This window comes from Collinsella aerofaciens (assembly GCF_039752775.1).
In the GTDB taxonomy this organism is placed as follows: domain Bacteria; phylum Actinomycetota; class Coriobacteriia; order Coriobacteriales; family Coriobacteriaceae; genus Collinsella; species Collinsella aerofaciens_R.
Window position 1 is genome coordinate 1 of sequence record NZ_JBDMGT010000008.1, and the last position, 13,151, is coordinate 13,151.

Genomic DNA, 13,151 nt, shown 5'->3' on the forward strand with positions numbered 1-13,151 from the left:
GTCCTTGCCCCCATCTGCCCGTTCTGGGCCGACGAGCTGTGGCACGAGGCGCTCGGCTGCGAGGGCAACGCCTATACCGCCGCCTGGCCCGAGTTCGATCTGGCCGAGTCCGTTGAGGACACGGTGCAGATCGTGGTCCAGGTGCTCGGCAAGGTCCGCGGCCGCGTCGACGTTGCCCGCGATGCCTCTAATGAGGATATGCAGGCTGCCGCCGAGGCCGCCGTCGCCAAGTGGCTCGAGGGCAAGACGGTCGTCAAGGCCATCTGCGTGCCCGGTAAGCTGGTCAACCTGGTGGTCAAGTAAGCATTGCGTGCTTAACTGACGCATAAAAGACGAGGGGCGATCCGGTTGGGTCGTCCCTCGTTTTGTGTTGTATGCCCTGCTTAGTCATTGCGTCGCACCGTCTTCTATGGGATGTGTACCAGGTCCCTAAAGTAAACGTTGCCCGTTGCCTCTTCGAACATCCAAATTTTGAGGTAGATGTCGTTGAGGTCGTTGTTCACATCAAAGTCCGGGTCGTCGAAGGTGCCCACAAAGGTGAGCATGGCGCGCGTTTCCTCTCCAGCGGCGACCGGTTGGCGCATGCGTACGTCGCGGACCACGCCGTTGACGTAGGCATAGGAGTCCACATCGCCAAACATCATGTCGACACCGGTGTTGTTGGTCACCGTAAAGACGAGCGCGGCGTCGCCGTAGCCATCCGTGTCCTTGCCCACGCAGGTAACATGGACGTTCTCGTCTGCCTCAAGGTCGATGGGGAGCTGTTCTTGGGAATCGGGACTCAGGCCCTGGGGATCGACGATGTCCTCGTCTATTTTGTCGAAGCTCTCCGATGGCGTCGTTTTTTCGATGGCTTTTGTGCTGCCAGGGTTCGGTTCGCATGTGTCGGTTTTGCCACTCGCGTTGCCGCAGCCCAAGAGGGCCAACGAGCACGTTGCGATGGCGAGCGCAGTCATGCAGAGGGTGCCTAGGCGTTTCATGGGTGCCTCCTTGCCGTAGAGGATTTGGAAAGGTTCGTCGTTGCGCGACTTGCTGGCTGGCTTGTTGCAGAATGTCCCCTAGCGTAAGTCTGATCGATAGGGGCTCGGGGAGGAATGCCCTTGGGGTCCGAACGGGCCTGTGGAATGGGACGCATGGCCCGTTTTGGGGCTGTTGAGGGTGCGCCGCATGGGGTTCCTCGACCAATTGTCCTATTCTTATGGAGAAGCTGTGCACACGCTGACCTGCAGATTCGTACTGTGCTTGCACGTTTCCGCAGCTATTGGTATAGTTTGCTTGCAAATGAAGTTGTAATTGAAAGAAGTGGGGTTTCGGCCCCGCTTCTTTTTTGTATGGATGGAGGTGCCGCAATGGTCAAGACCAAGACCGAGCAGGCGATCATCGACGCGCTCGAGGCCGTCGCTCCCCAGCACGATGTCGACATCGTCGACGTCGAGCTCGTGGGTGCCACCAAGGCCCCCTGCGTGCGTGTGCGTATCGAGGGTGCCGAGGGTCAGAGCCTGTCGCTCAACGACGTCACGGCCAACACCAAGTGGGTCGGCGACGTGATCGAGGAGCTCGATCCCATTTCTTCGAGCTACACGCTTGAGGTGTCGAGCCCGGGCATGGCGCGCCCGTTGCGCCGCCCGCGCGACTTTGCCCGCTTTGTGGGCGAGGACTGCGAGCTCACCTCCACCGCCACCGAGGGCTGTCGCAAGTTCACCGGCAAGATTGCCGCTGCGACCGAGACCGACGTGACCCTCGAGCTCGAGGACGGCGAGTCCGTCACCCTCGATTTCTCTGATGTTAAAAAGTGCAAGTTGAAGCCCACCTACGACTTCAAGCCCGCGAAGGAAGGAAAGTAAGATGGCAGCATCCGACATGATGTCCGCCCTGATGGAGCTTTGCCAGGAGAAGCACATCGACCAGCTCTACCTGATCGACCGCCTGGAGCAGTCGCTTGCCAAGAGCTATGCCGAGATCCTGCATCTTGAGTGGGGCGCCAAGGTGACCATCGACCGCACCACCGGCAAGATCTACGTCTACCGCCTGGAGCCGATCGACGATTCTATGGACGAGGAGGGCAACTTCACCGAGTTCGAGGAGATCGACGTCACTCCCAAGAACACGAGCCGCATCGCTGCCCAGCACGCCAAGGCCGAGATCAACGCCATCGTGCGCAACTCCGCCCGCGAGCAGATTTACGAGGAGTTCTCCGGCCGCATCGGTGACCTCATCAGCGGTACCGTGCTGCAGTCCACGCCCGACTTCACAATCGTCAAGATCCGCGAGGGCGTCGAGGCCGAGCTTCCGCACTTCGACCAGCGCCGTTACGAGAACGAGCGCAACGAGCGTCCGATGGGCGAGCGCTACCTGCACAACCAGCACATCAAGGCCGTGATCATCGACGTTCGCGACCCCAACTCCAACCTGCAGCCGGTTCGTGGCGAGCACAGCCGTCCGCCGATTGTCATCTCCCGTACCCACCCCGAGCTCATGCGTCGTCTGTTTGAGCAGGAGGTGCCCGAGATCTATGAGGGCACCGTCCAGATCAAGTCGATCGCTCGCGAGCCGGGCCAGCGCTCCAAGGTCGCCGTCCATTCGCTCGACGATCGTCTGGATCCCGTGGGCGCCTGCGTCGGCCCCAAGGGCAGCCGTGTCCGCGCCGTCGTTGGTGAGCTCCGTGGTGAGCGTGTCGACGTCATCCTGTGGGATGCCGATCCGGCCGTCTACGTTGCCAACGCCCTGTCGCCCGCCAAAGTCACCCGCGTCCTCATCGACGAGGAGAAGGCCTACGCCGGCGTCATCGTGCCGGACGACCAGCTGTCCCTCGCCATTGGCAAGGAGGGCCAGAACGCCCGCCTCGCCGCTCGCCTGACTGGTTGGCACATCGACATTAAGTCCGAGACCCTTGCCGCCGACATCCTCAAGAACGTCCCCGTTCACGAGGAGCCCGCCGCCGACCTGATCGGTGACGAGGAGGACGACGACGTCCGTCGCTGCGAGTACGTGTCCGAGGACGGCATTCAGTGCCGCAACCAGGCCCGTCCCGGCTCCCGTTTCTGCGGTGTCCACGACACCGACGCCTTCGATGATGCGGAGGACCTGATCTAGCGCGCGGTCGCGCCGGACGGGTTCCGGCGCATCTCCCACGCTCGTTCAGTCTCTAGGCACCAAGGTGCCAGAAAGGGTAGGTGAAGTCATATGGCAAAAGTCCGTGTGTCCACCCTGGCCAAAGAGTTCGGCATGACCTCCAAGGAACTGATGGGTCATCTCGCCGATATGAAGATTCCCGCTAAGTCCGCTTCCTCCGCCCTGGAGGACGCTTACGTCGCCATGGTCCGCAAGCAGCTCGCCCCGGTGATCGAGGCCCGCGCCCAGGAAGTCGAGGCCGCCAAGCAGGCCGAGGAGCAGGCCGCTGCCGCCGAGGAGGCCGCGCGTGCCGCCGAGGCCGAGCGCGAGCGCATCGCTGCCGAGAAGGCACGCGAGGAGGAGCGCCGCCAGTTCGCCGCGGCCCAGGCTGCCGAGGAGGCCGCCCGCGCCGAGGCCGAGGCCAAGAAGAAGGCCGAGCAGGAGCGCCTTGCCCGCGAGAAGGAGGAGGCTGCCCGCGAGGCCCAGCGCCGCGCCGTTCCCGCTTCCGACTCCGGTTCGCGTTTCCGTTCGCTGCTCGACCAGATCGCCGCACAGGAGACCGTGCTCAAGGAGAAGAAGGACGCCGAGGACAAGGCCAAGGCCGAGCGCGCCGCCGAGCGCGGTAACCGTCGTGGCGGCAACAACGACCGCCGCGGTGGCCGTCGTAACGATCGCAACGCCTCCGACAACAACTCCGAGCGCAACGCCTCCGAGAGCCGTCCGCACAGTCATCGCACCAACGCCAGCAACAACGTCGCTGCCGGCATGGACTTCCCCAACCCCGATAAGCAGGGCAAGGGCAAGAAGCGCAAGGGCGGTCACAACAACGAAGAGGACCACTACAGCCGCATGGCTCGCGAGGCCGAGGAGTACAGCCGCGAGAAGGTGCTCGAGGAGGCTCGTGCTGCCGTCGAGGAGGCCTCTCGCGAGTCCACCGGTCGCCGCAAGAAGCGCAAGGAGAAGCGCGAGCGCGAGGCTGCCAAGGCTCAGGAGGAGCGCAAGATAGAGGAGGCGCTGGCCCAGGGCGTGAACCCCGAGGACCTCGACGCCATCAAGGTCTCCCAGGGCGTTACCGTCCAGGAGCTTGCCGAGGCGCTCGACGTTCCGGCCAACGACATCATCAAGCGCCTGTTCCTGCTGGGTACGCCGCTCACCATGACGCAGTCCATGTCCGACGACCTCGTTGAGCTCGTTGCCGACGACCTGGGCCGTCAGATCAAGATTATCACCCCCGAGGAGGAGAACACCTTCTCGTTCTACGACGATCCCGCCGACCTTAAGCCGCGTGCCCCGGTCGTCACCGTCATGGGCCACGTCGACCACGGCAAGACGTCGCTGCTTGACGCCATCCGTCACACCGGCGTTGCTGCCGGCGAGGCGGGCGGCATTACGCAGGCCATCGGCGCTTCGCAGGTCATGATCAACGACCGCAAGATCACCTTTATCGATACCCCGGGTCACGCCACCTTTACGGCTATGCGTGCCCGTGGCGCCAAGGTGACCGACATCGTCATCCTGATCGTCGCCGCTGACGACGGCGTCATGCCCCAGACGGTCGAGTCGATCAACCACGCCAAGGCCGCCGGCGTACCCATCGTCGTTGCCGTCAACAAGATTGATAAGCCGGGCGCCAACCCCGACCGTGTGCGTCAGGAGCTCACCGAGTACGGAGTCATCCCCGAGGAGTGGGGCGGACAGAACATGTTCGTCAACATCTCGGCCAAGCAGAAGATCGGTATCGACGAACTTCTGGAGACCGTGCTGCTCCAGGCCGACGTGCTCGAGCTCAAGGCCAACCCGGACACCTTTGCCTCCGGCAACGTCCTCGAGGCCAAGCTCGACAAGGGCCGTGGCTCGGTCGCTACCGTGCTCGTGACCCGCGGTACCTTGCACGTGGGCGATACGCTGGTCGCCGGCCTTACCTATGGCCGCGTCCGTGCCATGCTCGACCCCAAGGGCCGCGCCGTCACCGAGGCCGGTCCCTCCGACGCTGTCGAGATTTTGGGCCTGCAGTCCGTGCCCAACGCCGGCGACGAGTTCCGCGTGTTCGAGGACGAGCGCGAGGCACGCGCCCTGGCCGACGAGCGTTCGCTGAAGGCCCGTATCGAGGAGCAGAGCCGCGTCAAGCACGTCACGCTCGAGAACCTCTTCGAGACCATCGCCGACGCCGAGGTCAAGGAGCTCAACCTGATCATCAAGGCCGACGTCCAGGGTTCCATCGAAGCTCTTCAGGACTCGCTCGACAAGATGGATCAGTCCGAGGTTCGTATCAACACGATCCACTCCGCCGTTGGCGCCATCAACGAGACCGACGTCGTCCTGGCCGACGCCTCCAACGCCATCATCATCGGCTTTGGCGTCCGTCCCGACGGTAAGGCTCGCTCCGCCGCCGAGCGCGAGGGCGTCGAGATCCGTTGCTACGACGTCATCTACAAGTGCCTCGAGGAGCTCGACGCCGCCCGTATCGGCATGCTCAAGCCCACCGAGGTCGAGGTCGCCACGGGTACCGCGACCGTCCTGGACACCTTCAAGGTGCCCAAAGTCGGTATCGCCGCCGGTGTCCGCGTCGAGGAGGGCGAGATCGCCGCGACCGATTCCGTGCGTCTGGTGCGCGACGGCATCGTGGTCTTCAACGGCAAGATCGCCTCGATGCGCCACTACAAGGACGAGGCCAAGAGCCTCAAGAGCGGTTCCGAGGGCGGTATTGGCCTGGAGAACTTCCAGGACATCAAGCCCGGTGACCAGATCGAGGGTTACCGTATCGACCAGGTTGCCCGTACCGAGTAGGGGGTAGCGCTATGAAGCAAACGCAGGCAACCCGCCGACTGGGCGAGCAGCTTCGCGAGAAGCTCGGTTATATCCTGCTCTTTGAGGTTTCCGATCCGCGTCTCGACCTGGTTACTTTGACCGCGGTCGAAGTCGCGGTGGACCGTTCGTTCGCGCGCGTGTACGTGTCGTGCGATGCGAGCCGCTACGACGAGGTCATGGAGGCGCTCGCTAGCGCTAAGGGCCGTATTCGCAGCCTGTTGGCTCGCTCGCTCGATTGGCGTGTTACGCCCGAGCTCGATTTTCGCATCGATCGCTCGACCGATGAGGCCGAGCGCATCACGCGTGCGCTGGAAAACGTTCCCGCCACGCTTGCGATCGAAAAGGACGAGGACGGCTATCCGATAGCGGATGCCGCCCAGGAGGCAGCTTTAGATGACTAATTCCGCCGACCTCGCCTCGTGCGAGTCTGCAGATATTCAGCGACGCATCCTCGAGCTCATCGAGGGTGCGTCCTCCATTGCGATTTCGGGACATACTTCTCCCGATGGCGACGCCTTGGGCTCCGTATTGGGTCTGGGCCTTTCGCTCATGAAGTTTTTCCCCAACAAGGACATTGCGCTGCTGCTGGCAGACGATGACCCGGTTCCGCGTATCTACCGCTTTATGGAAGGCTCCGATCGCCTGGTGCCGGCATCTGCGTACGCCGGCAATCCTGACCTGTTCATCTCGGTGGACGTACCGGTCGTCGAGCGCCTCAATAATTCTGCCGAGGTGCTTCGTCGCTCCAAGCATGTGGTGTGCTTCGATCATCATCCGGCGCGCGAGGAGTTTGCCGAGCTCAGTCTGAGGCGCGTCGATGCCGCGGCCTGCGCCATGATCATCGACCGTTTCTTGGACAATTGCGGCATTGTCGCACGTGATGGCGTCGCGACCTGCTTGCTGTGCGGCTTGGTGACCGATACCGGCCGTTTTCAGTACCAAAACGCCGATGCCGCCGCGTTCCATGCGGCCTCGCGCCTGGTGGCGCACGGTGCCGATCCGGCGCGCGTTGCGCTCGAGGTCTATCAGAGCATGCGCGTTGAGTTTTTGCACCTCAAGTCCATTGTCATGGGTCGCATTAAGACGGTCGCGCATGGGCGCGTGGCGTATAGCTATGCCTACCAGAGCGACCTTGAGGCCTGCGGTGTCACCTCGGACGAGTGCGACGGCCTGGTCGATGTGGTGCGTTCGGTGATGGGCGTCGAGGTTTGCATGTTCTTAAAGGGCATTGAGGGCGATACCAAGGTGCGTGGCAACCTGCGCTCCAAGGGCGACCTCGATGTGTCCGAGATTGCTGCCAACTTTGGCGGTGGCGGGCATCATGCTGCCGCCGGTTTCTCCAACAACGGAACGATTCGCGAGACGCTCGCCGTGGCACTTCCCATGCTGGCCGAGCTGGTGGGGGAGGATCCCGCTTCGGTGACCGTCGAGCTCTAACTAATTGGATGGTACATGGCTCGTCGAACGCCTTCTCAATTGAATATGCTACTCGCCGTCGATAAGCCGGTGGGCTGCACGTCCCATGACGTGGTCTCGCAATGCCGACGCGCCCTCCATGAGCGGCGCGTCGGCCATGCCGGTACGCTCGACCCCATGGCATCGGGTGTCATGGTTGTGGGCGTGGGTCAGGCCACCCGTCTGCTGGGTATGCTAACCCTCGATACCAAAAGCTATGTCGCCGACATTTCGTTTGGTGCCGAGACCAATACCGATGATGCGGAGGGCGAGGCGGTCCGCACAGTGGCTGTTGCCAACGAGCTCCGCGATCCTGCCTATGCCCGTGAGCACTTGGCCGCCATGCTGGGTCCGCAGATGCAGGTGCCGCCGGCGTTTTCGGCTATCTCGGTCAATGGCGTTCGCGCCTACAAGTCTGCTCGCGAGGGCAATGCGGTGGACCTACCTCCGCGCCCCGTCGAGGTTTATGCCGCCGACCTGATCGCCGTGGGCGGCGAGGGTGATACGTGTGCGTGGACCGTGGCGTTCTCGGTGAGCAAGGGCACCTACATTCGTGCGCTCGCTCGCGACCTGGGCCGCGCCTGCGAGAGCGCCGCGCACATTTCCGCGCTGCGCCGCACGGCCTCCGGTGTCGTTTCCATTGGCGCCTGTCATGCGGTCGAGGAGCTTTCTCCCGAGTCCGCCGCTGGCTTTGCCCTGGATCCCATTGCGGCCCTGGGCGCCACGCGTGTTGACTTGCCGGGCAATCTTGCCGACGACCTGCTCTGCGGCCGACGCATTCCCGTTGAGCGTGCGCTTGCCGATTTCGATTCCTCGAAGGCGCCGTTTGCGCTGGTGCTCGATGGGGGACTCAAGGCGCTCGCCCGCATTGAGAGTGGCCGCTTTGTCATGGAGCACGTGTTTCCGCAGGCCATCGGCGGTGTTCGATGATGTTTTCCGCTCGCGAGCTCGCGCGTATCTTTTTCGCCGGCGAGTCGGACGAGGCTCGCATCGTTACTGCCGATACGTTTGATGAGTGCGAGCGCTTGGGTGCCGCATCGATCGCCATTGGCGTGTTCGACGGAGTTCACCGTGGACACCAGGAACTCATTAAAGCGCTTGTCCGTGATGCCCGTGCCCATGGCTGTAAGGCGGTCGTGGTTACCTTCGATCCCGACCCGGACGTCGTGGTGAGCCCTTCGCCCGCTCAAAAATTGATGACGACGGCCGACCGTCTGCATGCCCTGGCTCAAACCGGGGTCGATGCGGTGGTGGCCGTTCCCTTTACGCCTGAGGTTGCGGCGCTTGACCATGTTGATTTTCTCTCCTTGGTGTCGCGTCTGGTCGACATTCGCTCGATTCGCGTTGGCAGCGACTTTAGGCTGGGCCGTGGCGGTGCATCTGGTGTTGACGAGATGCGCGCCTGGGGTGCCGAGCACGGCGTTGGCGTGTATGGTCACGACTTGCTTTGCGAGGGCGGTGAGGCCATTTGCGCCACCCGCATTCGTCATGAGCTGGGACAGGGCCATGTGGAGCTTGCTGCTGAGTTACTCGGCCGTCCGTATATGGTGCGTGGCGGTGTTGTTCGCGGCCGTCACGAGGGCTCTGGCATGGGCTTTCCCACGGCAAACCTGCAGGTTCCCGACGGTATTCAGGTGCCAGCCGATGGCGTGTATGAGGGTCTGGTGCTGGTCGATGACACCGCGTGGCCCGCTGCCGTGAACGTCGGCCTGCCGCCAACGTATGCCGACGATGCGGCATCTGCGCATCTCGAGGCTAACTTAATTGGATATACGGGAGACCTGTACGGCGCTTCTGTTTCGCTGGCGTTTACGCGCTGGCTGCGTCCCTCGCGCGTGTTCGATTCGCTGGATGAGTTGATTGCGACCGTCGAGGGTAATATCGAGGACATTCGTCACAACTTGGGTGAGCAGGGGGTGAGCATTCGTGATTAGCGATGAGGAAAAAGATCAGGTACGCGCTGCGTCCGACCTGGTTGCTATCGTGCAGGAAACGGTCGAGCTCAAGCCCCGCGGCCATGAGTTTTGGGGATGCTGCCCCTTCCATGGCGAGAAGACGCCGTCCTTCCACATTATCCCCGCCACGCAGGTGTGGCATTGCTTTGGTTGCGGCGAGGGCGGCGACGTCTTCACGTATATCATGAAGCGCGAGAACCTGAGCTTTCCCGAGTCAATCCGTTACTTGGCCGATCGCGCGGGTATTGAGCTGCATGACACCGGAGATCGCCGCGAGCGCGGCACCAAGCGTGCCCGCATCTACGATCTGTGCGCCGAGACCGCCCAGTTCTACCACACCATGCTCATGCGCGGTAAGGACGGCCGTCCGCGCGAGTACTTTGCCAGCCGCGGCATGGGCGGCGACGTCTGCCGCCGCTACTGCCTGGGCTTTGCACCGGGCCGTAACGCGCTGGTGTCGCACCTGTCCCAGGCGGGTTTTACCCCGCAGGAGATGATCGACGCCAACGTTGCCGTGAGTCGCGGGCGCGGGCAGCTTGCCGACCGCTTTTACGACCGCGTGATGTTCCCCATCTTTGACGAGCAGGGTCACAACATTGCCTTTGGCGGTCGCATTATGGGCGACGGCCAGCCTAAGTATCTCAACACCGCCGAGACGAGCGTGTTTCATAAAAAGCGAAACCTCTACGGCTTTAATTGGGCCAAGGAGTTTATCGTCGCGCAGGATACCGCCATCGTGGTAGAGGGCTATACCGATTGCATCGCCTGCTGGGAGGCGGGGATTAAAAACGTTGTCGCCACGCTGGGCACCGCCCTCACGGAGCATCACGTCAAGACGCTCACTCGCTTTGCCAAGCGCATCGTGTATATGTTCGACGGCGATGCAGCGGGCCAGAAGGCCGCCCGTCGCGCGATTCAGTTTATCGAGCAGGATTCCATGGACCTGCGCTGCGTGGTGCTCCCCGACGGCAACGACCCCATGGAGTTCATCACCGCACATGGTGGCGAGGCACTGCAGACGCGCATCGACGCTGCCGAGCCGCTTATGGACTTTGTCTACCGTTCGCTGCAGGAGTCGAGTGACATCACCACGCCGGGCGGTCGCGCTAAGGCGCTGGAAGATGCGCTGACGCTTATCTATCCGCTGCGCGATAGCTATATGATCGACACGTACTTTATCCAGATTGCCGATCTGCTGGGTTTGGATCTGGAGACGGTGCGCGCGAGCTCGGGTCGTGTGTTTCGCGATGTCGCCAAGCGCGAGGATGCGGAACGACGTCGTGAGCAGAACTATGAGCGCCAGCGGGCACAGACTGAGCGGTCCGGTAGCGCGGGCGGTCGGGCGTCGGGTTCTCGCGATGCCGGTCGCGGTGCTTGGGCATCGGGCGCGACGCCGCCGGTGTCCGCACCGGTCGAAGAAGAGCCGTACGACTACGTCCCGCTCGATGCCTACGGCGCCGCGCCCGTGGAGGTCGTCGACGACCTGCCGCCGATCGATGTGCCTGATGGTATGGGCGCTGTGCCTGTGGCTGACGGTTCGGGCGCACCGGCTGCGGCGGCGCCGATGGTTCTTACCGATCTAGAGCGCAAGTCCTTGGCAGGGGAGCGCGAGCTGTTGACGATGCTCACGAGCTACCCCGACCTGTTCCGCACGTATGCCGACCGCATCTGCTCCATCGAGTGGGTTGACCCGCGTCACGAGTCCATTGCATGGGCCGTTCTGGCAACGCCGCCGGGAACCGATCCTGCAGCCTGCATGGATGCGGCGCGCTCAGTGTGTCCCGATGCGGCAACGCTTGTGAGTGCCGGGCGCATCTCCGCGACGAGCAAACACCCCACCGAGACGAACATCGTGTTTATGCTTGATACGCTTGAGCTCTACACCATCAAGCGTCGCATGCGTGCCGCACAGGCCAAGCTGCGCCAGGACCGTTCACTCGATGATGAGGCCCGTCGCGCGCTGACCGTGCAGGCCGCGCAGGATTCGCAACGTCAACGCGAACTGCAAAAGTCGATCGGCGGCGTGGCGGACCCGTTCCGTTTGATCGGCCTGGAGGCCGCGGGCACCGAACAAGCCTAGATGTTGTGGTCAACCAGCGTATTCTCGCCTATATCCAGTCTTCTTTTTGGGTATAGACGTCAATGTGTGTGCTAAAGTATTGAGTCCTGTGGACTATGAAGGGAGAATCTGTGCCAAAAAAGACTGAGAGCACGGGTACTGGGCTGGAATCCTACGTTGCAAAGCTCATGGGCAACGGCTCAAACAGGACTTCGGTAACCGAGGACGAGATTCAGGTCGCCCTGAAGGATATCGATGTTTCTGACGAGCAGCTCACCGCGGTGTATTCCGCGCTGCGCAACAGCGGCATCCAGATTATCTCCGCGAGCGGTAACGACGACGCCCCCATGGACGTCGACGATGACGATAACGATACCGATACCGACGATTTCGATGACGACGACGAGCACGATTCCGGCTCGCTCGACGATCACGAGCTCAAGATGGCCCGCCAGGCCGACGCCGAGATGGGTTCTTCCAAGAGCAAGAAGAAGCGCACCGTGCGCACGTCCCGTTCGCGTTCGCGCGTGCGCGGCATCGATGCCTCCACGGTGATGCTGACCGGCGACCCGGTCCGTATGTACCTCAAGGAGATCGGCAAGGTCGACCTGCTGACCGCCTCCGAAGAGGTCGATCTGGCCATGAAGATCGAGGCCGGTCTCGATGCCACCGAGAAGCTCGAGGCTGCCGATGCTGGTGAGCTCGAACTCACGCGTGCCGAGATGCGTCGTCTTACGCGCATTGAGAACGTGGGCCTCGAAGCCAAGCAGGCGCTCATCAGCGCAAACCTGCGTCTGGTCGTCTCCATCGCCAAGCGCTATGTCGGCCGCGGCATGCTGTTCCTGGACCTGATTCAGGAGGGCAACCTCGGTCTGATCCGCGCCGTCGAGAAGTTCGACTACCAGAAGGGCTTTAAGTTCTCCACGTACGCCACGTGGTGGATCCGTCAGGCCATCACGCGCGCTATCGCCGACCAGGCCCGTACCATCCGTATTCCCGTGCACATGGTCGAGACCATCAACAAGCTCGTCCGCGTGCAGCGTCAGCTTCTCCAGGACCTGGGTCGCGACCCGACCCCCGAGGAGATCGGTGCCGAGATGGACATGAGTGCCGACCGCGTCCGCGAGATCCAGAAGATCTCGCAGGAGCCCGTGTCGCTCGAGACCCCCATCGGCGAGGAAGAGGATTCCCAACTGGGCGACTTTATCGAGGACTCCCAGGCCATCGTTCCGCCCGATGCCGCCAGCTTCTCCATGCTGCAGGAGCAGCTCACCCAGGTGCTCGATTCGCTTGCCGATCGTGAGCGCAAGGTTATCGAGCTGCGCTTTGGCCTTGTCGACGGACATCCCCGTACGCTCGAGGAAGTCGGCCGCGAGTTTGGCGTCACGCGCGAGCGCATCCGCCAGATCGAGTCCAAGACCCTGGCGAAGCTCCGCCACCCGAGCCGCAGCAGCAAGCTGAAGGATTACATCGAGAGCTAGTCAAGCAAGAAGCGCCCTCAAGCACATCCGCTTGAGGGCGCTTTCATGTAGTCGTTGGGGACGTTCTTGAATGACTAGTCGTTTAAGAACGTCCCCAATGACTGGGTCGTCCCCAATGACTAGGTCGGAAAATTTCTTAAAAAAGTTCTTGCCCTAAGCTGATTCGTCCGTATAATAAACTTCGTTGCTTGAGAGCACGCACCTATTCCTCGGTAGCTCAATGGTAGAGCACGCGGCTGTTAACCGCGCTGTTGTAGGTTCGAGTCCTACCCGGGGAGCCAG

Annotated in this window: 11 protein-coding genes and 1 tRNA gene; 11 read left to right on the top strand and 1 reads right to left on the bottom strand. The window is 62.4% G+C overall.

Translation table 11 applies throughout. The features are described 5' to 3' along the window. Positions 1-303: class I tRNA ligase family protein (locus ABHR63_RS03305; RefSeq protein WP_346965869.1), on the top strand; the 303-nt coding region annotated here is incomplete at its 5' end. A 104-nt stretch (positions 304-407) separates the two neighbouring features. On the opposite strand, the gene ABHR63_RS03310 is transcribed toward ABHR63_RS03305, so the two are convergent. After that, entirely contained in the window at positions 408-980 is a 573-nt protein-coding gene (locus ABHR63_RS03310) for a hypothetical protein (protein WP_346964686.1), read from the bottom strand. Positions 981-1,349: 369 nt separating this feature from the next. Here ABHR63_RS03310 and ABHR63_RS03315 point away from each other — a divergent pair, with 369 nt between their 5' ends. From ABHR63_RS03315 to ABHR63_RS03360, 10 genes are all read left to right on the top strand, one after another. After that, positions 1,350-1,844, top strand: coding sequence for a ribosome maturation factor RimP (locus ABHR63_RS03315; RefSeq protein ID WP_271736321.1), 495 nt, complete (start codon positions 1,350-1,352; stop codon positions 1,842-1,844). Between the two features lies 1 nt (position 1,845). Then, positions 1,846-3,093, top strand: a complete 1,248-nt coding sequence (gene nusA, locus ABHR63_RS03320) for a transcription termination factor NusA (protein WP_195503196.1) — start codon at positions 1,846-1,848, stop codon at positions 3,091-3,093. 90 nt (positions 3,094-3,183) lie between these two features. Beyond that, positions 3,184-5,898, top strand: a complete 2,715-nt coding sequence (gene infB / locus ABHR63_RS03325) for a translation initiation factor IF-2 (protein WP_346964685.1) — start codon at positions 3,184-3,186, stop codon at positions 5,896-5,898. Between the two features lie 11 nt (positions 5,899-5,909). After that, positions 5,910-6,320 (top strand): 30S ribosome-binding factor RbfA, encoded by a 411-nt coding sequence (gene rbfA, locus ABHR63_RS03330; protein ID WP_006234038.1) that lies wholly within the window; start codon positions 5,910-5,912, stop codon positions 6,318-6,320. Further along, a complete protein-coding gene (locus ABHR63_RS03335; RefSeq protein WP_117746005.1) occupies positions 6,313-7,356 on the top strand; it encodes a DHH family phosphoesterase in 1,044 nt (347 codons plus the stop codon). The genes rbfA and ABHR63_RS03335 overlap by 8 nt, the downstream gene beginning before the upstream one ends. Positions 7,357-7,371: 15 nt before the next feature. Further along, positions 7,372-8,304, top strand: coding sequence for a tRNA pseudouridine(55) synthase TruB (truB, locus tag ABHR63_RS03340; RefSeq protein ID WP_346964684.1), 933 nt, complete (start codon positions 7,372-7,374; stop codon positions 8,302-8,304). Continuing rightward, positions 8,301-9,308, top strand: coding sequence for a riboflavin biosynthesis protein RibF (gene ribF / locus ABHR63_RS03345; RefSeq protein WP_346964683.1), 1,008 nt, complete (start codon positions 8,301-8,303; stop codon positions 9,306-9,308). Before truB ends, ribF begins: the two co-directional genes overlap by 4 nt. Beyond that, complete coding sequence (gene dnaG / locus ABHR63_RS03350) at positions 9,301-11,409, top strand: DNA primase (RefSeq protein WP_346964682.1); 2,109 nt, start codon at positions 9,301-9,303, stop codon at positions 11,407-11,409. Before ribF ends, dnaG begins: the two co-directional genes overlap by 8 nt. A 110-nt stretch (positions 11,410-11,519) precedes the next feature. Then, on the top strand, positions 11,520-12,869 hold the full coding sequence (gene rpoD / locus ABHR63_RS03355; protein WP_346964681.1) for an RNA polymerase sigma factor RpoD: 1,350 nt from the start codon (positions 11,520-11,522) through the stop codon (positions 12,867-12,869). Positions 12,870-13,075: 206 nt separating this feature from the next. Then, positions 13,076-13,150, top strand: a tRNA-Asn gene (locus ABHR63_RS03360). Position 13,151: the final 1 nt, after the last annotated feature.

Bases quoted from the DNA above. Each gene is read 5' to 3' on its own strand.
- ABHR63_RS03310 (WP_346964686.1), bottom strand. From the start codon at position 980: ATGAAACGCCTAGGCACCCTCTGCATGACTGCGCTCGCCATCGCAACG.
- ABHR63_RS03315 (WP_271736321.1), top strand. From the start codon at position 1,350: ATGGTCAAGACCAAGACCGAGCAGGCGATCATCGACGCGCTCGAGGCC.
- nusA (WP_195503196.1), top strand. From the start codon at position 1,846: ATGGCAGCATCCGACATGATGTCCGCCCTGATGGAGCTTTGCCAGGAG.
- infB (WP_346964685.1), top strand. From the start codon at position 3,184: ATGGCAAAAGTCCGTGTGTCCACCCTGGCCAAAGAGTTCGGCATGACC.
- rbfA (WP_006234038.1), top strand. From the start codon at position 5,910: ATGAAGCAAACGCAGGCAACCCGCCGACTGGGCGAGCAGCTTCGCGAG.
- ABHR63_RS03335 (WP_117746005.1), top strand. From the start codon at position 6,313: ATGACTAATTCCGCCGACCTCGCCTCGTGCGAGTCTGCAGATATTCAG.
- truB (WP_346964684.1), top strand. From the start codon at position 7,372: ATGGCTCGTCGAACGCCTTCTCAATTGAATATGCTACTCGCCGTCGAT.
- ribF (WP_346964683.1), top strand. From the start codon at position 8,301: ATGATGTTTTCCGCTCGCGAGCTCGCGCGTATCTTTTTCGCCGGCGAG.